Raw genomic sequence first — 26,599 nt, forward strand, 5'->3', positions numbered from 1 at the left:
GAGCTGTCTGTCACTCGTACGGCATCGATCTCATGGTTTGCCATCAACTCACCAAGCTACCTGTCCATTGGAAAAGGTGGTCTCTGAAGAACTTCCGGATGACACTCAGTCCGGTTGTTCCACGTCGGGGAAAGCGTTCTGCTGGTGACCGCCGCGCAAGGTGCCCTCGATGTAAGCGGCTTTGCATGCGCGTCGAGCAATCTTGCCGCTCGAGGTACGCGGAATGGAACCGGCAGGCACAAGGAGTACGTCGCGAACCGTCACACCGTGGCGGGTGGAAATCGCGGTGCGAACCTCGTCTGCGATCGGTGCTGGGTCGGCCTTGCCGGAACCGGGCGCGCGCTCGGCAACGATTACGAGCTGCTCCGAACTGTCGTCGGGGTCCTTGGTCAGGGCTGAGCCGCTGAATTCGAACACGACCTCGGGCAGCTGGTTCAGTGGAACCGAGAATGCCGCCACGAATCCTGGACGCAAGGCCTTACTGGACTCCTGCGCGGAGAATTCGATGTCCTGTGGGTAGTGATTTCTTCCGTCGACGATCACGAGGTCCTTGACGCGACCGGTGATGTAGAGCTCGCCGCCGTGGTAGACGCCGTAGTCGCCGGTGCGCATCCATTTGGCGTCGTCGGCTGCACCCTCGGCATGCGATCCCTGAGGGATACGACTGACGAGCTTGTTGTGGAAAGTCTCGATGGTCTCTTGCTCACGGCCCCAATAACCAAGACCGATGTTCTCTCCGTGCAGCCAGATCTCACCGACGTGATCGTCGGTGACCTCGCTCGCGGTATCGGAGTTCACGATGGCAGCCCACTGGCTTCGAGCAACCTCACCAGTGGAGACCTGTGGAATTGCGCCGACCGCATCTTGTTCCACGACGACGAAGTTGCCCGCGTTGAGCTCGACCCGGTCGACGTACACGATCTTGGCCTCGTCGCGGTGATTGATGGTAGAGACGAACAGCGTCGCCTCCGCCATGCCGTAGGAGGGCTTTATTGCCGTCTTCGGGAGGCCGTACGGACCGAAAGCGTCGTTGAACTTCTTCATCGACGACGTGGTGACCGGCTCACTGCCGTTGATGAGCCCGATGACATTGGAAAGATCGAGTGTCTCGCCGTTCTTCGGCAACCCACGCTGCGCGGCATGCTCGAACGCGAAGTTGGGAGCGGCCGCAAACGTGCCCGCGCCGTCGGAGACCGCGGCAAGTTCCTTGATCCAGCGCCATGGGCGCTGCACGAACGCACGCGGGCTCATGATGGTGATGTACCGGCCGCCGAGGGCGGGCAGGATGACCGTCAGCAATCCCATGTCGTGGAACATCGGCAGCCAGGTGACACCGCGTGAATCCACGGTGATCTCCATGCTGTCCACCATTTGGAGGGCGTTGACGCCGACCGCGCGGTGGGTGATCTCGACGCCGGCCGGGGTACGGGTCGAACCCGAGGTGTACTGCAGATACGCGATGTCGTCGAGCTTGGCGTCCGGTTCCACCCAGGTCTCGCCGACGCTGTCTGGAATGGCATCGACGGCGATGATGCGCGGACGCTGCGCGGCGGGCAGTCCTCGGAAAAATGCTCGAACCCCTGCTGCGGACTGGGTTGCTGTGAGAATGGCCGACGGCTCACAGTCGCCGAGCACGGCATGCAGCCGGTCGGAGTGACCCGGCTCGTCCGGGTCGAAGAGCGGAACCGCGATGGTCCCCGCGTAGATGGCTGCGAAGAAGGCGATGACGTAGTCGAGCCCCTGCGGCGCCAGAATTGCGACACGATCACCAGGTGAGGTGACCTGCTGCAGACGAGCGGCCACGGCGCGTAGGCGGCGTCCGAACTGCGCCCAGGTGAGCTCGTGAGCTTCACCGTCGCGTTCGGTCGAGTAGTCCATGAATCGATATGCCAGTGTGTCGGCATTCTGTGCAACGTTCACCTCGACGTGGCGGACGAGAGTCTTACCCTCGCCGATGACGATGTGGCCGTTCTCATCGATGTATTCATCGAATGTGTGGCTCATGTGTTCGCTTCTCCTCCGCGGAATCCGCTGCTGCTGCACGAACGGGCAACGGCCCGCGCCCCGATTTTTCTTCTCGACTCACGCAAACGCAGTACAGCGTGAAATATTACTAGCTGGTAATTGTCAGGAAGGCCAAACCCGCCGGCCCCGCCCTTCGACGGCCGAACGTCCGGTCACTCACCCTTCAACAACTCGATGACCGGCGCGAACGCTTCCATCTGTGTGGGGAAAACCCCGACATAGGACATCGTTGTCTTCGCGCGAACGTTACGGATCTGATCGGCAATTTCCTCGTAGGTTCCGAACGCGAGATACGGCGAGGTCAAAATATCCTCGATACTCAACTTCACATCCACGTCGACGTTCGGCGGATAGCCGTTGTCGAGAGCAGCCAATGCCATCTCCGCCATCTGCTCACGATCGTCCGTGACCACGATGGTCGTGATGGCCCAGTTCAGTTCGATCTCCTCGAAGCGCTCACCGGCTGCCTCACGGATGAGCTCGACGCGCTCGAGCGTCTTCTCCAATGTCATACCGGACAGACGAAGCTTGCCGTCTTTCGTCGAACTCGGTACGACCGAGATGATGTCGGCATACTTTGCGGCCAGGGCCAACATCCGAGGGCCACCGCCGCCGACACAGATCGGCGGTCTCGGTCCCTGACGTGGCCGTGGGCTGCCCTTCAATCCGGTGATCTTGAAGTGCTTGCCCTCGAAATTGCATTCTTTGCCGCGAAGCAAAGTATCGAGAATCTGGAGGCTTTCCTCGAGCTTCTCGATCCGAACGCCCGGCCGGTCGTAGGTGATACCTGCCTTGTCGTACTCGTCCCGCATCCAACCTGCGCCCAGCCCGAGCTCGAGGCGACCACCCGAAAGAACGTCGATGGTCGCGGCGTCCTTGGCCAGAATCGCCGGATGCCGGAACCCGTTCGCGAGAACTGCGGTACCCAGACGGATCTTCTCCGTCGCCACCGCGAGCGCTCCGAGCGCTGCAATCGGGCCGACCTGATTGCCGAGGTGATCCGGGATCATGAAGCTGTCGTAGCCGAGCTCCTCTGCCAGCTGCGCCAGCTTGATGAACTTGCGCGCCCCACCCTCCTCGGCGTTGCCCTCACCGCCAGCTGCGAAGCGGAACGGACGAAGCGCCCTGATCTGCCCGTCAGCGGGTAGATCCGGGGCCTGGGCGGAACACATGTATAGGTCTCCTCGATGCGGGTACGCGTAGATTCCAGCGCCGATTGCGCCTAGTCCAAGCGGCCACTCTATCTGCTCACTACCCGGGAATACACCTGCCGGGGTACACGAGGACCAGCTTTGTGCCTATTCCTCAGAGGGCGGTGAGGACCTTGTGACTCCTCCACTGGGCCCCACCCCTCTGCTCAGGAGTGTGGAATCGACGGCGCTTGCTCGATCAGACCGGCCGCCCACTGCGCAATCCACTGCGTCGACGTCGTGCCGCTGTCGTCGACGACGAAGGTGTTGTACGACGCATGCACCGGATTACCTGCAGCACCCACGAGAATTCCGAGGCTCTGCGGAATGTTCCGAAGCGACAAACCTTCCGACGGGGCAGTACAGATGAGATCGCCTGGCGCACATATCTGATTGACCACCGAATCGAGTGAACCGAATCCACCTGCGCGGGCCCCGGTCATCGTGACGCCGGGAAAGTCGAGACCGCCCAGCGCAACCTCGGCGCCGACGCCGTCGACCGGCGGTCCGATGTCCTGACCGGAGGTGCCGTCACGGCGCCCGTCCGCGATCAACGTCACGCCCAGAACCTTGTCCGCTGAGACCGGGCCGTTGCCTGCACCGATCTCGGCCGCAATGTCGCCTGCGATCACAGCACCCTGAGAGAAGCCGGTCAGGATGTAACTTGTCAGCGGGCAATTCTCGCTGACGCGGGACATTTCGGCCTTCGCTACCGCAGCACCCTCTGTGCGGGAGTTGTTGTAAGACTGCTGACCGTCGGGCGGGAACGCGATCGGATTGGAGAACTGCGCGACGTACGGGACCGTGTACACGCTCGCCCGCCCCGGCTCGAACTGCTCCTGCAGAGGCCGAGTCACGTTCAGCATCAACGACAACGGATTGGCCGACGGGTTGTACGGGTCATCGGTCGCCGACGATTCCCAGGTACCGGGAATGGCAATGACGGAGACATCGGCACAATCCGCCGGTTGTGACGTCTGTTCGCCCGGACCGGGCTCTGGAATCGGAGAAGGCACAGTGTTCGGCAGCCTTCCGGCAAGCAGATACCACGCGGCCACGATGATCAGACCGAGAACGACTGCTACCGCAAGGAGCTTCGGTAGCAGACGCCTCTTTTTCTTCGTCCCGTTCGCCATCGAGTCCGTCAGGCCTTACAAATCGTGTTCTGCGCGGCCGTGATGTAGAGCTGCGCGGTCTCGCCTGCCTGCTCAGCTGTGATCTGCGTACCCGAAGCACTGGCCTCGACCCCCACGTTGGCTGTCACGAACGTCGAGATCTCGTCCGGTGCGACACCCTGCGACTGTGCCGAGCAAATGTAGGAGGCCGTCGAGATCGCGATCTCACCGTTGCCTGCCGGGGTGACCCCAGCCTTTTTCAACTCGTCGAGAAAGGCTTGGCCTCGATCGTCGACCGGCGCCTGGGTTGCACCCGGAAAATCCTCCGGGACAGGCTGTGGCTGCTCCGGTGGTGCCGTCGCCGCCTCACCGGGACTCGTCACGGCGGCCGACGTCGTCGACTCGCTCGCCGAGGTCGTTGCCGAGGTGGACGACGATTCCGCCGTCGCCGTCGTCGTCGTGGCGGTGGTGGTCGGTACTCCGGTGGCGGTGGAATCGTCGCTTCCGCAGGCGACCAACATTCCGCCTGCAGCTACGGCGAGAACACCCATCGACAGGGTTCGGGCCAGAGACGTTCGCATGTTCAATCCAGTCCTCACAAGCGCATGATTCACGAGCGACATCGTTCAACGCGTGAGGGTACAGAGTTCCGCTGAGAGAAACCTGAAGCGGGACCCCGAACCTTTCACGCAGCGATCATGGCGCGATTGTGACCTTGCCATCCTTCACAGTGATGATGCCGAACTGGAAGTTCTGTTGCACGCCGCCACCGTCGATATCGAACTGATCACTGGTGATATATCCCAATCGGCCACCCTCGTAGCCGACGCTCTTCCATGCATCGAAGATCTCACCGTTGCGAATTGCCCACGCCCCGGTCAGCGGACTCCAGTAGACGTTGCCACCCTCGAACTCGTTGAACCGGCCGCCATCCCTGATCGGACCGAGCTCACTGGTCTTCGGGAAGCCGAGTGGGCCGTTCTCCCAACCGAGTTGGCCGTACTTGCCGAGGATCATTCCCTGCACCGAGTGGGTACCGAGTTCGGGACTGAAGTACATCGCGCCGATCTCGAAGCCCTGCACCGCGCCAGGCTTCGACGGTGTCGCCACCTCGTCGAGCACCGGGTAACCCAAGGGGCCACCCTCGTAGCCCTGGCGTGCCCACTCGTCGAGGATCGCACCACGCACAGCGTGGGCACCGGTCTGCGGCGTGAAGTAGACCATTCCGTTCTGGAATGCGTTTCCGCGTCCGCGTCCGTCAGGAGTTGCGAACTCGCCGGTCTTCGGGAAGCCCAGTGGGCCCGAAGGACCGCCGGAGCCCTGGTAATTGCCGCCGATCGCACCTGCGACTACCTGAGCACCGGTGTCGGGCGAGAAGAAGACGCGTCCGAACCTGAAGTCCTGGGCCCGACCGCCTGCGACGTTGTACTCCGGTGTCAGGCAGTCGCCCAGCCAGGAATTTGCGCCCGACGCGTTACCGATCGCTCCGGCGGCGTTGCACGCGGGCTTGTCCACATCGACGTCGAGTGCGCCGGCGAGCTGCGGCCAGAGCTGATGCAGCTCGAACTGCCAGTACTCCCACGTATGTGTTCCCGACGGCCGGTAGTTGACCTGGGCGGGGATGCCGAGCTTGTTCAGCTTGGTCGCAAATGTCTGAGAGGTCAGGCGCGAAAGAATTTCCAGCCCCATACCGGCGTAGTTGGAGCTGACGCCCGGGATGCCCGACGGCGGATCGTACGGTCCGGCAGCGCCGTTTCCGCTCGATACATAGAGACTGACGCCTTCGAGCTGATCGGCCAACAGGTAGGGGTCGTGCTGAGCCCAGAGCTCATTGGTAGGCGCGCCCCACATCGCTTTGGAGTTGTACCCGCCGGCGTCGGTCATCGCGTACTGAATCGCCTGTGGCATGCCGAGAGACGTCGTCGTCAGAATGCCGGACAGCGACGCTGCGAACGTGAAGAAGCCCTCGTTGCGTGCGGCGAGGAACATCGCGGCCGTGCCACCCATCGACAGGCCGACGACACCGCGAGTCTGGTTGGTTCGCCAGTCGTTTTCGAGGATCGGCGGGAGTTCCTTGGTCAGGAATGTCTCCCACTGATAGTTCTTCCCCTGATCCTGGTCGATCCAATCGGAATAGAAGCTCGACTGTCCGCCGACCGGCAGTACGACGTTGACGTTCTTGTCGGCAAAGTAGGACTCGATGTCCGTCTCCAGCGTCCAACCGTTCTCGGTGTCCGTCGCCCGGAGACCATCGAGCATGTACACCGACGGGAAGACCGCTTGCGGATTGATGTTCCAGTCGCGCGCAAGCAGGAGCTGGACCTGAATCGGAGTGCCCATCGACGGAGACGTGACCCAGAGCGCTACGCGACGGTCCGACAGCCAATCGACGTCGGTGACGGTAGCTCCGGAGGGTGCCTGCGTCTGCGCAGGCAGCGACGCGGGTACCGGAGTCGCTTGCGCGATGCCGGCAGCGCCGAACGGCGATGCCAGGGCGACGGCCAATGCCGCTGCTACTCCGAACCGAGCAAGCCCACTGCGCATGATGATGACTCTCCTTCGTTCTTGCTGACGATGTCTTTCTACACGCGAACTACGCCGAAGCACACGAGGCTCGCTGTGACTGGTGGTGCAATTGTTAATCGGTTCCATCTCGAGGCTCACGCCCACAGACGCGTAAATGCCGCCCTGCACCTTGTGCAGGACGGCATTTACGCGAATTCAGAACTCGATCTCGTGTTCGAAATCAGGCGTTCAGAGCCTCGAGGATCTGACCACGGGCTTTGAACAGCTCGGCGGACCAGTACGGCCACGCATGGATGCCGCTCGACGGGAAGTCGAACGTCGCAGGGATACCGAGCGTAGCCAGACGAACCTGGAATGCGCGGCTGTTGGCGAGCGCCAGGGCTTCGAGAGCCATGCCGTTTGCCGTGTTGTAGAAGTCGATCGGAGCACGCGGCTTGTCGAACTCGCCGGGTAGGCCGCTGGCAGCGGACACGTACAGCGACAAGCCCTTCAGCTTCGGAGCGAAGACGAACGGGTCGTTGCGAAGCCACGCCGGGCTCCAGGGCGGTCCCCACATGGAGTCGACGTTGAACCAAGACTGCGAGAGCATCGCCACGCGGATGGCTTCACGCATACCGGGAGCCGAGATGTTCAGGTATCCGGAGAACGAACCGGCGAACTTGAACTGGTCGCGGTGGTAAGCAGCGAGCGTCAGTGCGGCCGAGCCGCCCATCGAGATTCCGACGACAGCGTTGTTGCTACGCGAAACGCCGTAATTCTCCAGGTAGGCCGGAAGATCCTCCGTCAGGAAGGTCTCCCACTTGTAGGTGACTTCCTGGCCGTTGAGGTTGGACGCGGCATACCAGTCGCTGTAGAAGCTGGCCTGCCCACCGACGGGCATGACGAGCGAAACGTTGTCGCCTGCGAACTGGTCCTGTGCATTGGTTTCGAAGGACCATGCGTTGCGGTCGTCGCGGGCGCGGAGTCCGTCGAGCAGGTAGAGAGCGGCATCGCCGCCGCGCGCTGCCCACTGGACCTGGACCTTGATCGGACCCATCTCGGACGGGACGAACAGGTCTTCGCGTCCGCCGGCCGGGGCTTTGTGAACCACTGCGCTCGGTGCTGCGAGAGCGGTTGCGCCACCCACGACGCCGACGGCGAGTGGGAGGACCAGGGCCGCCGCGCCGACGCCGATGAGGCGCTTACCCCACCTAGCTTTACTGCTGAGGCCAGCAAATCGCATGAAATCGTGCTCTCTCTCGTCTACTGCAGGTCTCCGCGATGTTGCGGCGCCCGGCGTGCCAACAGGGCATCTTCGGCCCTGTCGGGCCGTAAGCAAAGGGGTCTTCGGTGGTGAACTAAGACTGGAGGGTATTCCAACCAGCAGCCCCAGAGCAAAACTGCGGCTTTGATGCCGCAGATCCGCCTGGGGCTGATATCGAAACTGAGACTAGCCTGTGAAAGCCCCGCTGACCAGCCCTTAAACGTCGTGAACTCTCACAAAAGGCCGGAAAACGGGGACTTCGCGGGGTACCTTACCCGATATTCGCACTCAGATCGGGTGCCATGATGTGAGCCTGTTCCTGCCAGTAGCCCCACTGATGGGTTCCCACTGCCGGGAATGCGTACGTCACGTTGTTCGCGCCGAGGCTCGCCATGCGGATCTGGAACGCGCGGCTGTTGGCCAGCGCGATTGCTTCGAGTCCCATGGCGTTGCCGGTGTTGAAGTAGTCGATCGGAGAGCGTGGCTGATCGAGCCCGCCTGGCAGACCGCTTCCTGCGAAGACCCACACGCGGGTGCCGTTGTCGCGAAGTCGCGGTGCGAACACGAACGGATCATTACGCAACCACGCCGGATCCCACGGCGGTCCCCACATCGCGTCGATGTTGAAGCGACCCGAATCGAGGAGCGCGAGACGCATCGCTTCGCGCATTCCGGGCGCCGAGATGTTCAGGTAGCCGGACAGCGAGCCCGCGTAGCTGAACTGGTCAGGGTGGTAGGCGGCGAGCGTCAGCGCAGCGCTGCCGCCCATCGAGATGCCGACGACGCCATTGCGATTCGGATTGAAGCCGAGGCGGCTGGAGAGGTTGTTGCGCAGATTCTGCGTCAGGAACGTCTCCCACTTGTACGTGGTCTGCTGTCCGTTGAAGTTGGACGGTGCGTACCAGTCGCTGTAGAAGCTCGACTGACCGCCGACAGGCTGGACGACGTTGATGTTCCATGACGCCAAGTACGCGCCGACGTCGGTCTCGTGCTCCCAGCCGGAAATGTCGTTGGTGGCGCGCAGACCGTCGAGCAGGTAGACCACACGATTGGTGTTGCCGTCAGCAGCGCGCCAGATGCGGCTCTTGATCGGGCCCATGCTGGAGTCGGTGACGAAGTCGAACGCTCGCGGATCGAACGCCGCGTTGGCGGTTGCGCCTGTCCCGGCCACGGCCAGACCGGCGGGCAGGATCACGGCGAGCATCAGTGCTGTGAGCACCCGACGCACCCGTCCCGCGCCGCTCTTCTTGGTTCTTCCCAGCATGCAGTCTTACCTCTCAGCGGTGTGGTGAGCCGTATCAGTGGGTTATTCGCCCGTTTCAGCGGTATGAAATTTGGCCCTTGCGGGACCAGCATTCACACACATCTTTCGCATACATCGGCCGAAGCGCGATACCCGTTACTAAAATGAGATATCCCATCTTGGCCTCGAATGGATATCGAAGCAACCGACGGCCGCTTAATTGTCCCCCTGCAGGATAGGGGGCTCTAAACCACATCTCTGTATTTCGTACTCTGGAACTCGATCGAATCGGTAGCCGGCATAGAACAGCGAACGTTTGATGTTCCTGACGAACAACTCTTCGGTCAGCGGGGCACGATACGAATCGATGAGTTCACGGGTGTCATCGCACGACAGAGCTACACGCGCCTGGGCGACCCAGTCCTCGTCCATGTACCAGGGCAGGAACGGATGTTTGTCGACGAGACCCAGATCGGCGACGACCCAGTCCGGGTACAAGTTCTTGTCGTGCCCGATGCGGCCGTTCTCCAGCCGCTCGGTATGAGAAGCCAGCGGGTAGGCAAGGCCCATTTGATCGATTACCCGCACATCGAGGCCGACGTTCATGCTCGTCATGCCCAGGTTCAAGAAGTAGACCGTGTGACCAGCGCCACCAGGTGGGATCGGCAGGGGCGGCGGCACGACATCCCAGTACGTGAACTGTGCCGAGGGCAACAGGAGCCCGCCGTCCGGGGTGTTCGCGATAGTTTCGACCATCGGTCGCATGCGCGGGTAGTCAAGGTAGTCCGTGGCGAGAATCGGGTGCGCATGCCCGGTGTTGAGGGAGTAGAAGGCACGCTCGTCCACGATTCCACTGCGACCGACAATGGACCCTTCCGGCATTCCAGTCGTGTTGGCGGCAAAGAATGCCCACACGATCGTCACCAGCCACAGAACGCCGCCACCAGCCGCTATCAGGACCTGTCGTATATCGGAATTCTTGTTCGGAATTGTCACGGGCACCACCGAAATAGGGAGAAGGAGAGTGAACAATGCCGGCAGGAGTGTGCGACCGTGCATGAAATCGCCACCGACTCGAACTGCATAAACAGCCGAGAGAAGTCCACCGATCAGGACGAATGCGACGACCGCGGTCCGGCTGCGTAAAAGGCTTTGCGCATCTCGGCGCGATCTCGGAATTCGCAGGCCTCCGAGGCCTGACATGGCAGCCGTCACCACGCCTACGACGAGCATCAGCAGCAGCGGCAACCACAGCATGTACGGTCCGAGCAAATTCCACAGATAATCGAAACCCTGCGCCCATTTCGCGCCGCCCGCATCCTTGGACACCGCGGTGTTCGGGTAGGGCAACCCGTAGTAACCCATCCGCCAGATCTGATATCCGACCGGCACGATGCCTGCGACGACGAAGACTGCGAGACGACTCTTCCAGGATTGACGCGCAAGAAACAGCATGATGAGCGCGAGCCCCGACAGAATGAGGAGTTCCGGGCGCACCAGCGGACCGAGGCCGGCCCAGAAAGCAAGGAACAGCCACGCGGGGCCACTGATGGTTCTGGTGCTCCAGCGGACCATCAGCAACCACAGCGCTGCAATCCAGAAAATGACCAGACATGTCTCGAGACCCGAAGTGGCGAAGTCTCGGGCAGGAGGAACCGCGATGTAGACGAGCACCCCAGCGGGAAGGTAGGCCACCACGCCGGCCGACCGCGTCCGAAGCGCATAGGTACCGAACATCGCCAGCACGATCGCAGCGGTCGACAAGACCAAAGCAATGGTCAGAACCACGTACTCGAGACGTATCTCGCTGAGCCAGCTGACCGCATAGACCAGGTAGGTCCAGATGGTGCTGGTATTGGTCTCCACACGCTCGCCGGCATTGAAGACCGGGCCGTTGCCGGCCAGAAGATTGCGGACCGTACGGAGAACGATCAGACCATCGTCGGCGATCCACCGCCGTTCCCAGGCACCGACAAGGAACAGCAGTGCGGACACGGCAACACCGATGCCGAAGATCGTCCTCGACGTGCGTGTAGGGGCGGGCAGCACCTCACGCGAGGTAGACGGCGACAACCACTACTCCGATCCACGCAAGCGCGAGTACCTGCAATACCCGATCGCCCAACGCGATCTCCTCGGGTTCACCTGCCTCGCCTCCATCGACATCCACTGCGTAACGCAGGATAGCGATAGTGAACGGAATCATCGAGATGGCGAACCAGTTGGTGGTGGTGGCGGCATCCTGTTCGAAAGCCCACAGGCCGTAGCAGAGCACGACGGCGGTAGCCGAGAGCGTCCACACGAATCGCAGATAGGTGGTCGTGTAGTTCTCCAGCGACTTACGGATCTTCGCGCCCGTGCGCTCAGCGAATTGCAACTCCGCGTATCGCTTACCGGCAGCCATGAACAGCGACCCGAACGCCATGATCAGCAGGAACCACTGCGAGAGCTGAATGGACGCAGCAACACCACCCGCGATGGCGCGGAGCAGGAATCCCGAGGACACGATGCAGATGTCCAGCACGGCCTGATGCTTGAGTCCGAAGCAGTACGCCAACTGGACGACGATGTACACCCCGATGACCAGGGCGAGCTTCCAGTTCGCGAAGAAAGACAGTCCGACGGCAAGGCTCAGGGACACCACGGCCATCGCGTACGCGATGTTGACCGGCAGCACACCTGCGGCGATCGGACGGAACCGCTTGGTCGGATGCGCGCGGTCGGCCTCGACATCGAGGGCGTCGTTGACCAGGTAGATGCCCGATGCCGCGAAACAGAACACGATGAAGGCCAGCGCGACGGGAAGAAGCACATCACCTTCGGTGACGGATCCTGCAGCCAGCGGCGCAGCGAGTACCAGGACGTTCTTGACCCACTGCCGGGGTCGAAGCGCTTTGATCACGCCATCGGCAAGGTTCTTCGGTGGTGCTCCGACGACGGAGGCTTCCTCGCTCATTTGTCTCCTTCGAACTTCAGGATGGCGGCTGCCGATATCGCGCCGAGCGCAGATCCTGCAAGTACATCTGTCGGGTAATGGACACCGAGAACGAGCCGCGAGAGCAGCATCGGTGGTACTAAGACGGCGGGCACCAGAACCGCTGTCAACGGTAGTCCGGTCAACCGGCCGAGCAACACGGCGGCTGCCGTAGACGAGGTCGCGTGCGAGGACGGAAAGCTCAACTTGCTGGGTGTGGAGACATTGATGCGCACCGACGGATCGTTGGGGCGCGGACGCCGCACAACTCTCTTGATCACGATCGACGCGGCGTGCGAACCCACTGCGCCTACGGCGACGCCCGCCCACTGCCGCCTACGCGGAGCATCGAGCACAGCGCCGATGCCCGCGATGGCGACCCAACCCAGAGCGTGCTCACCGAAGTGCGACATACCCCGGGCCACTGCAACAGCCCCCGGTTGCGCGCCGACCGTCGACTGAATCTTCGACAGGATGCGAACCTCGGCAGGCGAGCCGTTCACGCCCTTAACCCTCGTAACGAAAGACACGTTCCCAGGTTTCCTTACTGGTGAGGTGAGGGACGGCGTCGCGGTAGCGACCCTTGAGTTCGGGGAACCGGCGCGAGAGCTCGGTTCGGAGTGTCATTGCTTCTTTGAACAGTGCCGCCGCCTTCTCGCGGTCACGCTGACGGTAGACGACGCCGCGGCCGTCGGCGGTGGTGACGGTGACGCCATCGACCTGCGAGAGCAGGAACCACCGCGCATCGAGCGTCGGCACGTTGAGCTGTGGGCGCTCGTGGTGGCGGTCGTGCGCAGGCTTCAAGTTGTGCACGAGCCCCTTGGCCAGGCGAGAAATCTTCGACAGCGGATTTTTCGGCAATCCGACGGCTCCAACTTCCTCGCCCGAGGCGAGGGGCAGTTCGGTCGAAGAGCCGACGACGACGGCGTCGGGGTACGTCTTGCGCAGTGCGTGCACCTCACCGAGCGACGTCGGAAGGATCTCGAGGATGTGCTCGGGCCCTTCGAGGAAATCACGGATCGCCTTGTTCTGGATGGCGACAGTGGAGTACTCGAGGCACAGCAGGTGCTTGACGGTTGCTTTGACCGTGTCGAGCACCAGGCCGCGACCGTTGCCGGGCATGTGCAGCGCGGCGACGACGAGTCGGTTACGCAGGTGGAAGTACGCCTGCCAGTCGATGGCATCGTCCTTGTCACTCCATGCCATGTGCCAGATTGCCGCACCGGGGAGAGTGACCGTCGGGTATCCGGCTTCCCTTGCGCGCAAACCGTATTCGGCGTCGTCCCACTTGATGAACAGTGGCAACGGCTGACCGAGTTCTTCCGCGACGACGCGCGGGATCATGCACATCCACCAGCCGTTGTAGTCGACGTCGATGCGTCGGTGCAGTAGCTTGCTCGAGCGCAGTGGGTATTCGCTGAAGTCGTGGTCGTACTCGACGTTCTGCGCACCGGTCCACATGAAGTTGCTGCGATCGACCACCTCGCCCATCACATGCAGGTGGCTACGGGCCTGAAGGTTGAGCATCTGGCCGCCGACGAGTGTGGGAACCTTCGCAAATCGCGACATGGCGAGCGCACGAAGAATCGAGTCCGGCTCGATCTCGATGTCGTCGTCCATGAACAGAATGTGTTGGCAGTCGGTGTTGTTCAGCGCCTCGTACATGATGCGGCTGTACCCACCGGAACCACCGAGGTTGGCCTGGTCATGGATGGCAAGACGGCCACCCAGTCCTGCTTCGGCCTCGTCGAATCCGGGCTCGTCCCTGGCTTTTCTCGTACCCTGATCGGGCATGATGACGGCCTTGATCGCATCGAGCACCAGTGGATCCGAGCCCAGCGCCACAAGCGCTTTCACCGCATCGGTGGGTCGGTTGAACGTCGGGATCCCGACGGCGACCGTCGCCTCACCCGGTGCCTCGATCGGCGCGAACCATCCGGCACTCTCCAGGACGACCTCGGAGTCGGAGGTGATGTCGAACCAGATCCAACCGCCATCCTCGAACGGACCAAGATCGATCACGAACTCTTGTGCCGCATCACCGTCGACGGCTTCACGGCCCTCGACGTGGATACGTGAACTGTCCGCTTTAGAGCGGTAGACATCGATCCGGCAATGCCCGGAGACCTCCACGCGCAGCACGACGGACTTCAGGATGCTGTAGCGACGCCAGTAGCTCGCCGGGAATGCATTGAAGTAGGTGCAGAACGACACCTCGGATTCGGCGCCGACCGTCAACGAGGTGCGCGACAGCGAATGTGCCCGTCGGGCATTGGTTGTCGCCTCCTCGAGGTACAGGGTGCGCACGTCGAGCGGCTCACCTGGACGAGGCAACAGCACCCGCTGCAGAAGCGACTTACCGAAGTAGGGGGCGAAGTCGAGGGCGCCGTCCTCGAGCAGATGCTTGGCCGTCATTTGTCTCCTGCCAGGGCAGCGCCCGACTCGAAATGTGGTGCGAGCGTGTTGTCGTACAAGTTCAGCGCACTGGCGATGGCCATGTGCATGTCGAGGTACTGATAGGTGCCGAGCCGCCCGCCGAAGAGAACCCCGTTCTCGGCGGCTTCCTTCTTCGCGCGGTCGCGGTACGCCTCCAGTTTCTCGCGATCCGCAGGAGTGTTGATCGGGTAGTACGGTTCGTCGCCACTCTCGGCGAATCGCGAGAACTCTCGCATGATGACGGTCTTGTCGGTCGGGTACGCCCGCTCGGGATGGAAGTGGCGGAACTCGTGGATCCGGATGAACGGGACGTCGCCGTCGTTGTAGTTCATCACCGGCGTGCCCTGGAAATCACCGGTCGCCAGCACTTCTGTCTCGAAATCAATTGTGCGCCAGCCCAATTCGCCTTCGGAGTAGTCGAAGTAGCGGTCCAGCGGGCCGGTGTAGACAATCGGGGCATCCGGGCTCTCGGCGATCAACGTCTCACGCACGTCGAACCAATCGGTGTTCAGCCGGACCTCGATCAGGTCGCTTGCCGTCATGTTCTCCAACCACGCGGTGTAACCGTCGACCGGCAGACCCTCGTAGGTGTCGTTGAAGTAACGATTGTCGAACGTGTACCGCACCGGCAGCCGCGTGATGTTTCCCGCCGGCAGATTCTTCGGGTCCGTCTGCCACTGCTTGGCGGTGTAATCGCGGATGAACGCCTCGTACAGCGGGCGCCCGATCAGCGAAATCGCCTTCTCCTCGAAGTTCTGCGCAACCTTCGAATCGAACTCACTGGACTGCTCCTCGATGAGCGCACGCGCCTCGGCAGGAGAGTAATACTTACCGAAGAACTGCGAGATCAGACCGAGACCCATCGGGAACTGATACGACTGCCCCTTGTGCAGCGCGAACACACGATGCTGGTAGCTCGTGAAATCCGTGAACTGATTCACGTAATCCCACACCCGCTTGTTCGAAGTGTGAAACAGGTGAGCACCGTACTTATGGATCTCGATACCCGTCTCGGGCTCGGCCTCCGAGTACGCATTACCCCCAAGGTGATGGCGGCGGTCCAGAACAAGGACACGCTTGCCCAGCTGAGACGCCGAGCGCTCCGCCACAGTCAGTCCGAAGAACCCGGATCCGACGACAATCAGGTCGTATCGGCCGGTCACGGAGGCGTCGGAATCAACAGGCACAGGGTTTACGGCAGTCACGGGCAATCAGGGTATCCGACACCCCGCACACCCTCCGCTCCTGACTACCAAAGTCACTCCGCAGGCTCCGCTCCTGCCTCCTTGGAGTCACTCCGCAGGCTCCGCTCCTGACCTCAGAAGGTACGTATCCATCACCCAGCCGTGCTGCTTCTTGACCTCGGCGCGTACCCGGTCGATCTCGTCGATGCAGTCGTCCAACCTGCCGGACACCAACTTTTCGTCCACTGTTCCCAGATTGGCGCCCCAGTGAATGCCCCAACGGTTCTCCCCGACCAACGCTCGGCAGGCCAGGTGTCCGTCGAGCATGACCACGATGTTGTCCGCTCCGGCGGCCACATCGCTCTCGAGGGCCCGGCCGGTGGTGATGGTGATCGGACCACCGATTCGGTTGAGCACCAGGCGGTGGGCGGCGGCGAGCATCGACACGCTGCTGATGCCCGGCGTGACGTCGTAGTCGATATCGAGGGTTCCGAAGTCACGGACCCGCTCGATCACTCTGATGGTGCTGTCGTAGAGCGCAGGGTCACCCCACACGAGGAATCCCACGGTCGCCGACGGGTCCAGACCGAGCAGCACCTCCTCGTAGGCGCGGGCACGGGCGTCGTGCCAGTCCAGTACTGCGGTCCCGTAGTCGCTGGGCTTCCGGTCCCGCTCCGGGTCGGGGACCGCGATCACGCGGTACTCCCCCGGCACATGACGTCGCAGAATCTCCGCGCGCGCGTCACCTAGATCACCGACCGATGCGCCCTTGTCCGCGACGAGGAACACATCGACCTCGCGAAGCTTCCCGACAGCCTGGACGGTGATCTGGTCCGGATGCCCGCCGCCGATTCCGACGAGATGGATCTTCATGCTCGATCTCGGCAAGCGTCGTATAGGTGCGATTCCACGCCGGGGGTGCGGCCCACCGCAGGTCCGACGAGAATGACCGCAGCCTGGCGGAGCCCTGCGGCCTCGACCTGGTCGGCGATGTCGGCGAGGGTTCCGTTCAGGACGAGCTGATCGGGCTTGCTTGCATGAAAGACGACAGCGGCCGGGCAGCCGGCGCCGTACTCACCGACGATCTCCTCGACCAACGCCCGAATCCGGGTGATGGCCAAATGCAGCACCAGCGTCGACCGCGTTTCGGCGAACCGCGACAGCGCCTCGGTATCCGGCATCGCCGTCGAGCGCGCCTGCGTCCGAGTCAGCACCACGGACTGTGTCACCTCGGGGACCGTCAGCTCGATCCGTAGCGTGGCAGCGGCCGCCGCGTACGCGGGAACTCCGGGAGTGACATCCCAGGGCACTCCAGCGGCGTCCAGGCGGGCCGACTGCTCCGCGAGCGCGGAGTACAGCGATGGATCACCCGAGCACAGCCTTGCGACGTCGTCACCACGTCGGTGCGCGTCGACGAGTTCTTTCGTGATCGTGTCCAGGTCGAGGCGAGCGGTGTCGACGAGTCGAGCGCCCGGTGGGCAGTGCGCGAGAATCGCGTCGTCGATGTATGTACCAGCGTAAACACACACTGGACTGGCGTTGAGTAGCCCGACTGCGCGCAGTGTCAGCAGGTCGGGCGCACCGGGACCGGCACCGATGAAATGGACTGTCACAAGACAAAAGCGTAGGCGGTGAGTTTCGACGCGCCGCACGTACTGGCAATCCTCGCGGTGGCTAACTCTCAAGCTAAGGTTTAGCCTTGTGTCGAATGGGGTGGATGTGACCCATGTGGCTGTAGCCAGTACCGCCACATCGGAACGCACCACCTCATGAACAGTTCGCCTACAACCAGGAGTACCGCCTTGCACCGTCGAACGAAGCCGTCGATCGTTCTCGGCGCTGTCGCCCTGCTGGCCGTCGCGAGCCCTTTCGCGGCGTACAGCATCTCCGGCGATTCTGCGTCCACCGATGTTCGATCGGCCAACGAGACCACCCCGGTGACAGTGCCTACCAAGATCGTCGAAACGGCTCTGGCGGCAGCACCGGACATCGTCATCCCCCTCAGGGAACTGACTGGCCTTCCGCTGCCCGACCTCCGCCTGTCCGATCTGAAGTACCTGCCGCTCCCGGACAACATCGCCATTCCGCCGTTCCAGATACCGGAGATCCCCGGCCTGACGGTCCCCGACTCCTCGATACCGTCGGCACAGGCGCCGGCTCCGCTGGCACCGAGCGACGTGTCGGCTCCGGTAACTCCTCCTGCCGGTGACGATCCCGGCGCGCCACTCGGCGCTGTCGTCAAGGAACTGAAGCAGGACACCCCGTTCAGCATGGTCGCCCTGACGTCGACGGGTCTCGACAACGCGTCGGCGCAGATTCGTCGCCAGCTCGACGACGGATCCTGGGGCCCCTGGCTCGCAACCGAACCCGTCGACACAGGCGTCGACGACGCGGCCGCCGCACCCGAGAAGCAGGGCACCGAGCCGATTTTCGTGGGAGCAACCAAGGCAGTTCAGCTGCTGATGACTCCGCGACCGCAGGCGCCCGCCCCAGCCCCGGCACCGGCTCCAGCGCCCGCTCCGGAGATGGCGCCCGCCCCCGAGCAGCCACTCGGTTACACACCCGCGTCCGTCTCGAAGCCGTTGCGTCAGCAGGACACTCCGCTTGCGTCGGCCATCGACGGCATCAGTGCCGTCCTGATTCAGCCCGGTACGTCCCCCGCGGACGCCACACTCAGTGATCTCGCGACACCTGTCGCGGGAAGTACGGGCCCGAAGGTGATCTCGCGATCACAGTGGGGCGCAGACGAATCCATTCGTTGCGCCACCCCGGACTACGACGACTTCCTCGGCGGCGCGACAGTGCATCACACCGCAGGCAGCAACGAGTATTCGAAGTCCGAGTCGGTCGAGATCGTGCGGGCCATCTACGCCTACCACGCCCAGACACTCGGCTGGTGCGACGTCGGTTACAACGTCTTGGTCGACAAGTACGGCCAGATATTCGAAGGCCGCGCAGGCGGTTTGGACAAGCCGGTACAGGGTGCACACGCCGGCGGGTTCAACGAAAACACCATGGGCATCGCCATGATGGGCGACTTCTCCACCGAAGCGCCACCACAGGCGACCATCGATTCGGTCGGGTCGTTCCTCGGTTGGCGTCTCGGACTCGCCGGGCTCGACCCCAAGGGCAGCACGACGATGACGTCCGAGGGCACCGAGTTCACCTTCGTCGGCCAAGGCCAAGACGTCGACCTGCCGGTCATCTTTGCGCACCGTGACGTCGGGAACACCGCATGCCCCGGTGACGGCGCCTACGCAAAGCTGGACGAGATTCGCGATATCGCCGAAGCGTCGCTGGGCGGTGCCGAGGTGAGTTCTGCTCCTGTAGAGGCCGATCCAGCGGAACCGGTCCTCGAGGCAGCAGCACCGGAGGCGCAGACCCCTAACTCCGCGGGGACGGATGTCAGCGGCGCGCTCGGTGCCGGAGTTCCGGCTCTCGTCGACGAACTGCTCCGCCTTGCCGATCAGAATCCGATCGCACAGAAGTGGTTGGCCTCGGGCGGCGAAACTGGAATTCTCGGAACCCCGGTCAGCGGCCTCGTACAGGTCAAGGGTGGACAGTCCGCCGGGTTCGCCAACGGATCGATTTTCACGACCATCGCCGGTCAAGCAGTCGCGGTGATCGGCAAAATCTTCGAGCAGTTCCTCGCCCTGGGTGGGGAGAACGGTGATCTCGGACTTCCGAGTACGGATGAATACCGCGTCCCCGAGGGTCTGCGTACCGATTTCGAGAACGGTTCACTGATCTTCAACGAAGCAACCGGAATCGTCACTACGGTCATCAAGACCTACAACGACACCTACCAGCAGAAGATGGACGAAGGTGCCGTGTCGGCTCCGATCGAACCGGCTCCTGTCGCACCCGAGGTAGCACCGGCGCCGTAGGTTTCGGGCCCCGCTGCGGCCGACGCCGTAGCGGGGTTTGTCACCACCAGCGTTCGAGGACTACCGCCACCCCGTCGTCCACGTTGCTGACCGTCACTTCGTCGGCTGCAGCGAGGACGGCGGGGTGCGCGTTTGCCATGGCTACGCCTCGGCCTGCCATCTTCAGCATCGGGATGTCGTTGGGCATATCGCCGAACGCAGCAATGTCTTTCGCCGCCACCGACAGTCGCTCGGCGATCATGGCGACACCGGATGCCTTGGTGACACCGGGAGCCGACAGTTCGATCAGCCCGTTGTCGGTGGAGAACGTGATATCTGCCCGGCCGTCGATCAGCGGTTCGAGAGCGGCAACCATGTCCCCGCTCGACGCACTGGACAATCTGATGAGCAGTTTCACGGCCGGCACTTCCAACACCTCGGTGTCGGAAGTTTCCGTGTTGTCGGGATTGAGCCACGCGTGCTCGTAACCGGGTGAACTGACGAACTGCGGCGTCGCAGCGTCGTGTGCCGATTTACCGGTCCGCTCGGCCGCGAGCCCGCAACCGGGCAACACCGAGTACGCGACGTCGGCAAGCCACTGCAGCGTCTCGGCCGACAGCGTCTGGGTGTCGAGAATCCGGTCGGTGCCACTGTCGTAGATCACCGCGCCGTTGGCGCAGACACACATCGGTGCGTAGCCGAGTTGCTCGACGACGGGCGAGATCCATCGCGGCGGTCGCCCGGTCGAGAGGATGAAGGGGGTCCCCTCCCCGACCATGGTCAGAACCGCTCGTCGAGTGCGCTCACTGACCCGCTCGTGGGCGTCGAGAAGGGTGCCGTCGACGTCGCTGGCGACGAGGCGGGGCTGGGTCCGAGAGGTATCAGGCATCGCCGCCATTGTGCCCTAGTAGCCGCGGACGGCGGCTGGTGCGCTCACCAAGGGTGGGTGGTCACCTCCCCCCGGAGTGGGCAGGCATCACCCGGGGGCGCATGTTCGCAGGCACGCAGACGTCGTTGGTGGAGACAGCCGAGAGTGCCGTGCTAGTTGGTCCGTCCGGGACAGCCGAGACCCGTTCGAACGACATTGATACGACACTGATCGAAATCCAAGCGCGGCCTGCTTCAGCTGCCTGAGCGCATCAGTCCCATCGCACGGGCACGGACCCGAGGGAAGGCTGGGGAAGCACTGGACTGGAGCTTTCGATCAGCCAAAGCCGAAAGCGCAGTGACTGATTTTCTCTGGACAGCCAGCCAGTGGTGAGATACGTTTAACGAACGTTCGAAAAAGTTAGTTCGGTAACACCCAACACCCCACTGCTGCCACGGCAAAGTCCGAGCGCACCCCAGCGATTCCCTTACGCGGGCATCCAACGATCGAGAGGCGTTACCTGTGCGACCAAAGACCGGCCTCGCCCCGAGATTCAGGACGTTCGCGGCTGTGGTTGTCTCATTTGCCCTGCTGCTCGCTGGTTGCAGCAGTGGAGGGCACAACATCACCGGCGACAGCCTCAGTGAGATGGATCCAGTCACTCTCAGGTACGCGGACTACACGGGGGTGTCGTCCGCTGGTCCTTTTCGGAGCTTCGCGAAGGAAGTAGCCGAGCGCACCGATGGGAAAATTACATTCGACGAGTACTGGGGCGGTAGCCTGCTCGATGGCGCCGAGATGGCGCAAGGCGTCCGCGGCGGAATTGCCGATATGGGGATGTTCACACCTAGTTATTACCCATCCGAATTTCCTATGACAGATTGGGTAACTGAACTGGCCAGCATGGTCGAGTCGGAATACCCGTTGGGCATTCTTCAGGGTTTTGCCGCGAACGCACAGTTCGCGATGACAGACCCACTCATCAATTCGCAGTTCGAAGAGCAAGGTATGAAACAGCTTTTCAACTGGAGCCCGATCAGCAACTACGACTTGGCGTGCAAAGAACCAGTGCGCAACTTGGACGAAGCCCGAGGCAAGCGGGTGCGCAGCGCCGGTGGATTCATCGATGGCGAACTGGAGGCATTGGGAATGGTTCCCGTTAGCCTGCCGACCGGCGAGATTTACGAGGGTATTCAACGGGGAGTCATCGACTGCACGGTGGCCAGCGCCAAAATCATGATTGCTTTGTCGTTGTGGGAGGTGGCGACCTACCACATAAAAACACCACTGTCGGGATACACCCAATATGTTGTCATCAACGACGACTTGTGGAACAGCCTCCCCTTGGATGCCCAGCAGGCAATATGGGACTCGGCTTACACCTGGTTCGACGGATACCTTCGTGCGGAAGGAGTGATCCTCAATCAACGTCTCCAGGTCGAGGGCCCAGAACATGGGGTGCAGTTCTTCGACACCGACCCGGATATGTCGGAAGCAGTAAAGGCATATCAACGTCGTACGGTCGAAAGTCTCCCCTCAGAAGCGCCCGATGGCTTAGCAGAACCCCAGGCGGATATCGACCGTTACACGTCTCTGATGGCCGAGTGGAAAGAGCGACTGATCGGGCTCGGCTATGACGAGAGCACTGCGCTGCCTGATAATCCCAAGACCGTGGACCTCGACCTCGAACCCTACCGCGAGGCAGTACTGAAAAATGTATTCGATCCGATGCGCCCGTGAGCGGCAACTCGATTCCCCGCCACCGCACTGCTGAATACGAAGGTAATCATCAAGACTGTGAGGATAACGTGACCATTAAGTCGTCTCTGATACGCCCGTCTTTCGGTTGGCAAAGTGCGCTTAAATCAACGTTGTACGCCTGCGCAATGATCGGCGGTATCGTTACGTTGTTCATGGCTATTCATGTGGTTATCGAAGTAGGCGCACGAAATATTTTCAACAATCCGCTACCGGGAACTCTCGAGATCACTCAAAACTGGTCCATGGTCATCATCGTGATGCTCGCAATGGGGTATGCGGAACTAACTGGAGACCACATCAGGGCCCCGATTTTTACCCAGAAACTGTCACCAACCTCACTGTGGCTATCTAATATTCTCGTTGCTTCGATTGCACTATTCTTCATCGGCGCGCTTACCTATTATTCGATACTCGCGGCGCAGTTCTCTATCAGTATCCAGCAGGTTTCGCTCGGCTCACTGATGATCCCAATTTGGCCGGTAAAGATCGTACTGGCGATCGGGTTCGGCCTATTCACCCTGCAATTGCTGACCACACTCATCGTTCTGTGCAAGGACGGACGCCCCAGGAGTTCAAATGTCTGACACCAATTCGATGGTCGCGAACCACAGCGGGGCGACACCCCCTGAGATTGCAGCGCCGTCCGAGGAGGGGGCAACTCGACTGTGGGACTACGGGTACTGGTGCTGCATTGCTGCGGCCGGTCTTCTTGCCCTGGCAGTGCTGATCATGCCCGAAATATCCGACAGCACCGTCGGTATCCTCACGATCGTGCTGTCTGTTCTCCTGTTGATAGCCGGAGTTCACGTCGGTATCGCAATCCTCGCCGCGGGCGCACTCGGGTTGTGGAAGCTCGCCGGCACCAACGCGGTCGCTGTGACCTTCGAGGATATTCCCTTCAGCACGTCGGCAAGCTGGAGCCTTTCCGTCATTCCGCTTTTCATTCTGATGGGCATTGTGATGGGCAATTTCAATCTGACGGGAAAACTGTTCTCCGCTGCGCAAATATGGTTGGGACGGATGCCCGGGGGGCTGGCCGTCGCAACCAACTTCACTGGCGCAGGGTTGGCCGCGTCGAGTGGTAGTTCCATCGCAATCTCCTATGCGCTGGGCCGCACAACCATTCCGGAAATGATTCGGGCCGGATACAAGCCCTCGCTGGCTACCGGCGTCGTGACAATGGCGGGGACGTTGGGCATGCTCATCCCGCCCAGTGTGGTCTTGGTGATCTATGCGGGTGTCGCTGAAACCGCTGTGGGTCCGCAGTTGCTCGCTGCGTTGGTTCCCGGGCTGATCACAGCCCTGGCGTACGGCGTGCTCATCGTTCTTCGTTGCACGTTGGATCCCAGTTTGGCACCACGGTCCACACAGCGGTACAGCTGGCCCGAGCGCATCCGCGCCCTGTGGGACATGGTCCCAGTCACATTGATTCTGGTTCTGATCATCGGCGGCATGTTCACCGGAATCTTCACTGCAACTGAAGCGGGCGCTGTTGGTGCGATCGCAGCCATTGTTCTAGGCGCAATATTCGGTCCCGACAAGAGTGCAAAGTTCTTTTTCCGCACACTTCTCTCGTCATTGCGTGACACGGCTGCCGGCGTGGCAGCGATCTTCCTCTTGTTGATTGGCGTGCACGTGCTCACCCGAGTCGTCGCGCTGAGCGGTATCGCGAACAAGCTGACCAGCGCTATTGTCGACATGGGCGTTTCCCGCGTCGTCTTCTTACTACTCCTGATTATTGTCTTCCTGCTCCTCGGCATGTTCATGGACGGGCTGGCCATGATTTTGCTGACCGTGCCCATCTTGATTCCGGTGCTCACGGTGCTCGACATCGACATGATCTGGTTCGGCGTGTTCATGGTAATCCTTGTCGAATTGGCCCTGGTCACTCCGCCGATCGGCATGCTGACCTATATCGTGCACCGCCTTGCTCAGCGTGAGGAAGTAAACCTAGGCGTTCCCATCAGCCTGTCGGACGTGTTCAAGGGCGTAGCTTGGTTCGTCGCCGTGAGCGGCGGGATCCTTGTGCTCTTGATCTTCTTCCCCGATATCGCCCTCTGGTTGCCCGGGAACTCGGCCGCCTCATAGTCCCCTCGCTCGAACCGGCCCAACGAAGGAGCCCATTCCATGACCACTGATTCCATCCACGACGTCATACTCTCGGGCACCGATGGCCACGTCACCACGTGGACGCTCAACCTTCCCGACTCCCGTAACCCCATCTCGGGTGCTGCGGTGATCGACCGCCTCGTCGCACTCGTAGAGGCGGCGAACGAGGACTACAACACCCGGGTCGTCATCTTGACCGGCGCGGGTACCGCATTCTCCGCCGGCGGCAATGTCAAGGACATGGCCGCCCGCGAGGGCTTGTTCGGCGGAACGCCGCAGCAGCAACGCGAAGGCTACCGCCGGGGAATCCAGCGCATCCCCAAAGCGATGTACAACTGCGAGGTGCCCATCATCGCGGCGGTCAACGGGGCTGCGATCGGCGCGGGTTGCGACCTGGCGATGATGTGCGACATGCGCGTGGCATCGACACGGGCGTTCTTCGCTGAGAGCTTCGTCAAACTCGGCATCATTCCCGGCGATGGGGGCGCGTGGTTGTTGCCGCGTGCGATCGGCTTGGCGCGTGCCGCGGAGATGACATTCACGGGAGACCGCGTCGATGCGCAGACCGCGTTGGATTGGGGAATGGTCTCACGGGTGGTAGAGCCCGCAGACCTGTTGGCATGTGCCCAGGAGCTGGCCGCACGTGTGGCAGTCAACCCGCCGCACACCTTGCGCATGACCAAGACGCTGCTGCGCGAGTCGCAGCGCCAGGGTCTGGACGGACTCCTCGAACTCTCAGCGGCCATGCAACCGCTCGCCCACCACACAGAGGATCACGCCGAAGCCATTTCAGCGTTCATGGAGAAGCGCCCCGGCGACTTCATTGGCCAATAGGCCGCGCTGGTTATGCGCCAGTGAGCCGAGAGTTACCAGACGAGACCTTCAGGAGTAATCAATGGATCGCACGATATTCAACCCGGAACATGATGAATTTCGTTCTATGGCAAGGGAATTCATCACCCGAGAGGTGGTACCGAATCGCGAGGCCTGGGATGAGTTGGGTCGCCCGCCGCGTGAGTTCTTCCTCCGACTTGGCGAGTTGGGGATTCTGGGTATCGCTGCCCCGGAGGGGCATGGCGGCGGCGGCGACGCAAGTTTCAAGTATGCAGCGATCCTGTTCGAGGAGATCGCCCGCGCAGGCGCCTCTTTCGGTTCGTACACGGTGCACTCTTGCCTGGTCCTGCCCTATATCCTGCGGTACGGGACGCAAGAGCAGCAGCGGCGGTGGATCCCCGGAATGGCTTCTGGTGAACTCATGACCGCGATCGCGATGACAGAACCGGGAACCGGGTCGGACCTCGCGAACATTGCCACGAGCGCGACGTTGACCGAAGATGGAGCGCACTACCGCGTGAATGGTGCGAAGACCTTCATCACCGGCGGCGTCACCGCAGACATGGTCCTAACGGTGTGCCGCACCTCCGCTTACGATCCGCAGGACCGTCGGGCCGGGATTTCAATTCTGTGCGTGCCGACGAATTCAGCTGGCTTCAGCGTCGGGCGCAAGCTTGACAAGATCGGCCTGCACCAGCAGGACACCGCGGAACTCTCCTACAGCGACGTCCTGGTGCCCGTCGAAAACCTGCTTGGCGAGACGGGCGAGGCGTTCGGATACCTCGCCCACAACCTCCCGCAGGAGCGGCTGAGTATCGCGCTCAATAGTGTGGCGCACGCCGAATCCGCGATCATGCATGCAACCGAGTATGTGCGGGACCGGAAGGTGTTCGGTAAGCCCGTTGCCTCGTTTCAGAACACTAAATTTGTTCTTGCTGAGTGCATTACGGAAACTGAAGTCGCGCGAGTGTACGTCGATCAGTGTTTGGAGCTTCTCGATCGCGGCGCACTCACCGCCGCGGACGCAGCGAAGGCGAAATTGCATGCGACCGAGGTTGCCGGCCGAGTCATCGACAAATGTTTGCAGTTGCACGGCGGTTACGGATACATCACTGAGTACCCCATCGCGCGTCTCTACGCCGATTCTCGCGTTACCCGCATCTATGGCGGGACCAGCGAAGTCATGAAAACGATTATCGCGAAGAGCGCAGGACTATGAAATCGC

At 61.9% G+C, this 26,599-nt stretch carries 21 protein-coding genes; 6 read left to right on the plus strand and 15 right to left on the minus strand.

What is annotated here, in order from left to right; genetic code table 11:
- Positions 1-105: 105 nt before the first annotated feature.
- The 14 genes from fadD32 to cobM form a co-directional block, all read right to left on the minus strand.
- The gene (fadD32, locus tag QMK32_RS05725) at positions 106-2,004 is read right to left on the minus strand and encodes a long-chain-fatty-acid--AMP ligase FadD32 (RefSeq protein WP_283473601.1); all 1,899 of its coding nucleotides are present in this window, start codon (positions 2,002-2,004) and stop codon (positions 106-108) included.
- Positions 2,005-2,177: 173 nt separating this feature from the next.
- Positions 2,178-3,197: an LLM class F420-dependent oxidoreductase gene (locus QMK32_RS05730; RefSeq protein WP_283473602.1), complete on the minus strand. Its 1,020-nt coding sequence runs from the start codon at positions 3,195-3,197 to the stop codon at positions 2,178-2,180.
- A gap of 185 nt (positions 3,198-3,382) precedes the next feature.
- Positions 3,383-4,351 carry a cutinase family protein gene (locus tag QMK32_RS05735; RefSeq protein ID WP_283473603.1) on the minus strand — a complete coding sequence of 323 codons (969 nt, stop codon included), beginning with the start codon at positions 4,349-4,351 and terminating at the stop codon, positions 3,383-3,385.
- Between the two features lie 8 nt (positions 4,352-4,359).
- The gene (locus QMK32_RS05740; protein ID WP_283473604.1) at positions 4,360-4,911 is read right to left on the minus strand and encodes a DUF732 domain-containing protein; all 552 of its coding nucleotides are present in this window, start codon (positions 4,909-4,911) and stop codon (positions 4,360-4,362) included.
- A 115-nt stretch (positions 4,912-5,026) separates the two neighbouring features.
- Positions 5,027-6,874, minus strand: coding sequence for an alpha/beta hydrolase-fold protein (locus QMK32_RS05745; protein ID WP_283473606.1), 1,848 nt, complete (start codon positions 6,872-6,874; stop codon positions 5,027-5,029).
- Positions 6,875-7,076: 202 nt separating this feature from the next.
- On the minus strand, positions 7,077-8,078 hold the full coding sequence (locus tag QMK32_RS05750) for an alpha/beta hydrolase (RefSeq protein ID WP_269301852.1): 1,002 nt from the start codon (positions 8,076-8,078) through the stop codon (positions 7,077-7,079).
- Positions 8,079-8,370: 292 nt separating this feature from the next.
- Complete coding sequence (locus tag QMK32_RS05755) at positions 8,371-9,363, minus strand: alpha/beta hydrolase (RefSeq protein ID WP_283473608.1); 993 nt, start codon at positions 9,361-9,363, stop codon at positions 8,371-8,373.
- 195 nt (positions 9,364-9,558) lie between these two features.
- The gene (locus QMK32_RS05760) at positions 9,559-11,415 is read right to left on the minus strand and encodes an arabinofuranosyltransferase AftB family protein (protein WP_283473609.1); all 1,857 of its coding nucleotides are present in this window, start codon (positions 11,413-11,415) and stop codon (positions 9,559-9,561) included.
- Positions 11,393-12,298, minus strand: coding sequence for a decaprenyl-phosphate phosphoribosyltransferase (locus QMK32_RS05765; protein ID WP_283473610.1), 906 nt, complete (start codon positions 12,296-12,298; stop codon positions 11,393-11,395). Before QMK32_RS05765 ends, QMK32_RS05760 begins: the two co-directional genes overlap by 23 nt.
- Complete coding sequence (locus QMK32_RS05770; protein WP_283473612.1) at positions 12,295-12,819, minus strand: phosphatase PAP2 family protein; 525 nt, start codon at positions 12,817-12,819, stop codon at positions 12,295-12,297. Before QMK32_RS05770 ends, QMK32_RS05765 begins: the two co-directional genes overlap by 4 nt.
- Positions 12,820-12,823: 4 nt before the next feature.
- The gene (locus QMK32_RS05775; protein ID WP_283473613.1) at positions 12,824-14,731 is read right to left on the minus strand and encodes a glycosyltransferase; all 1,908 of its coding nucleotides are present in this window, start codon (positions 14,729-14,731) and stop codon (positions 12,824-12,826) included.
- Positions 14,728-15,957 (minus strand): UDP-galactopyranose mutase, encoded by a 1,230-nt coding sequence (gene glf, locus QMK32_RS05780; RefSeq protein WP_283473614.1) that lies wholly within the window; start codon positions 15,955-15,957, stop codon positions 14,728-14,730. The genes QMK32_RS05775 and glf overlap by 4 nt, the downstream gene beginning before the upstream one ends.
- Before the next feature lie 87 nt (positions 15,958-16,044).
- Positions 16,045-16,809: a precorrin-6A synthase (deacetylating) gene (cobF, locus tag QMK32_RS05785; RefSeq protein ID WP_283473616.1), complete on the minus strand. Its 765-nt coding sequence runs from the start codon at positions 16,807-16,809 to the stop codon at positions 16,045-16,047.
- On the minus strand, positions 16,806-17,549 hold the full coding sequence (gene cobM / locus QMK32_RS05790) for a precorrin-4 C(11)-methyltransferase (protein WP_283473617.1): 744 nt from the start codon (positions 17,547-17,549) through the stop codon (positions 16,806-16,808). The genes cobF and cobM overlap by 4 nt, the downstream gene beginning before the upstream one ends.
- A gap of 189 nt (positions 17,550-17,738) precedes the next feature.
- Between cobM and QMK32_RS05795 the strand changes: the two genes are divergently transcribed.
- Positions 17,739-19,823 carry an N-acetylmuramoyl-L-alanine amidase gene (locus tag QMK32_RS05795; RefSeq protein ID WP_502943534.1) on the plus strand — a complete coding sequence of 695 codons (2,085 nt, stop codon included), beginning with the start codon at positions 17,739-17,741 and terminating at the stop codon, positions 19,821-19,823.
- Between the two features lie 40 nt (positions 19,824-19,863).
- Here QMK32_RS05795 and QMK32_RS05800 read toward each other — a convergent pair whose 3' ends face one another.
- Positions 19,864-20,700: an HAD family hydrolase gene (locus QMK32_RS05800; protein ID WP_283473620.1), complete on the minus strand. Its 837-nt coding sequence runs from the start codon at positions 20,698-20,700 to the stop codon at positions 19,864-19,866.
- 540 nt (positions 20,701-21,240) lie between these two features.
- Between QMK32_RS05800 and QMK32_RS05805 the strand changes: the two genes are divergently transcribed.
- The 5 genes from QMK32_RS05805 to QMK32_RS05825 all read left to right on the plus strand — a co-directional run bounded on the left by QMK32_RS05805 (position 21,241) and on the right by QMK32_RS05825 (position 26,593).
- Entirely contained in the window at positions 21,241-22,410 is a 1,170-nt protein-coding gene (locus tag QMK32_RS05805) for a C4-dicarboxylate TRAP transporter substrate-binding protein (protein WP_283473621.1), read from the plus strand.
- Positions 22,407-23,015 carry a TRAP transporter small permease subunit gene (locus QMK32_RS05810; RefSeq protein WP_283473622.1) on the plus strand — a complete coding sequence of 203 codons (609 nt, stop codon included), beginning with the start codon at positions 22,407-22,409 and terminating at the stop codon, positions 23,013-23,015. Before QMK32_RS05805 ends, QMK32_RS05810 begins: the two co-directional genes overlap by 4 nt.
- Complete coding sequence (locus QMK32_RS05815) at positions 23,008-24,519, plus strand: TRAP transporter large permease (protein ID WP_283473624.1); 1,512 nt, start codon at positions 23,008-23,010, stop codon at positions 24,517-24,519. The genes QMK32_RS05810 and QMK32_RS05815 overlap by 8 nt, the downstream gene beginning before the upstream one ends.
- A gap of 39 nt (positions 24,520-24,558) precedes the next feature.
- Positions 24,559-25,374, plus strand: coding sequence for a crotonase/enoyl-CoA hydratase family protein (locus QMK32_RS05820; protein ID WP_283473626.1), 816 nt, complete (start codon positions 24,559-24,561; stop codon positions 25,372-25,374).
- 61 nt (positions 25,375-25,435) lie between these two features.
- A complete protein-coding gene (locus QMK32_RS05825; RefSeq protein ID WP_283473628.1) occupies positions 25,436-26,593 on the plus strand; it encodes an acyl-CoA dehydrogenase family protein in 1,158 nt (385 codons plus the stop codon).
- Positions 26,594-26,599: the final 6 nt, after the last annotated feature.

This window comes from Rhodococcus sp. H29-C3, from assembly GCF_030063405.1.
Lineage (GTDB): Bacteria > Actinomycetota > Actinomycetes > Mycobacteriales > Mycobacteriaceae > Rhodococcoides.

Excerpts from the sequence above, each read along its gene's own strand:
- QMK32_RS05765 (WP_283473610.1), bottom strand. The coding sequence starts at position 12,298 with ATGAGCGAGGAAGCCTCCGTCGTCGGAGCACCACCGAAGAACCTTGCC.
- QMK32_RS05735 (WP_283473603.1), bottom strand. The coding sequence starts at position 4,351 with ATGGCGAACGGGACGAAGAAAAAGAGGCGTCTGCTACCGAAGCTCCTT.
- QMK32_RS05750 (WP_269301852.1), bottom strand. The coding sequence starts at position 8,078 with ATGCGATTTGCTGGCCTCAGCAGTAAAGCTAGGTGGGGTAAGCGCCTC.
- cobF (WP_283473616.1), bottom strand. The coding sequence starts at position 16,809 with ATGAAGATCCATCTCGTCGGAATCGGCGGCGGGCATCCGGACCAGATC.
- QMK32_RS05755 (WP_283473608.1), bottom strand. The coding sequence starts at position 9,363 with ATGCTGGGAAGAACCAAGAAGAGCGGCGCGGGACGGGTGCGTCGGGTG.
- fadD32 (WP_283473601.1), bottom strand. The coding sequence starts at position 2,004 with ATGAGCCACACATTCGATGAATACATCGATGAGAACGGCCACATCGTC.
- QMK32_RS05740 (WP_283473604.1), bottom strand. The coding sequence starts at position 4,911 with ATGCGAACGTCTCTGGCCCGAACCCTGTCGATGGGTGTTCTCGCCGTA.
- QMK32_RS05820 (WP_283473626.1), top strand. The coding sequence starts at position 24,559 with ATGACCACTGATTCCATCCACGACGTCATACTCTCGGGCACCGATGGC.
- QMK32_RS05775 (WP_283473613.1), bottom strand. The coding sequence starts at position 14,731 with ATGACGGCCAAGCATCTGCTCGAGGACGGCGCCCTCGACTTCGCCCCC.
- QMK32_RS05730 (WP_283473602.1), bottom strand. The coding sequence starts at position 3,197 with ATGTGTTCCGCCCAGGCCCCGGATCTACCCGCTGACGGGCAGATCAGG.
- QMK32_RS05800 (WP_283473620.1), bottom strand. The coding sequence starts at position 20,700 with ATGGCGGCGATGCCTGATACCTCTCGGACCCAGCCCCGCCTCGTCGCC.
- QMK32_RS05825 (WP_283473628.1), top strand. The coding sequence starts at position 25,436 with ATGGATCGCACGATATTCAACCCGGAACATGATGAATTTCGTTCTATG.
- QMK32_RS05815 (WP_283473624.1), top strand. The coding sequence starts at position 23,008 with ATGTCTGACACCAATTCGATGGTCGCGAACCACAGCGGGGCGACACCC.
- QMK32_RS05745 (WP_283473606.1), bottom strand. The coding sequence starts at position 6,874 with ATGCGCAGTGGGCTTGCTCGGTTCGGAGTAGCAGCGGCATTGGCCGTC.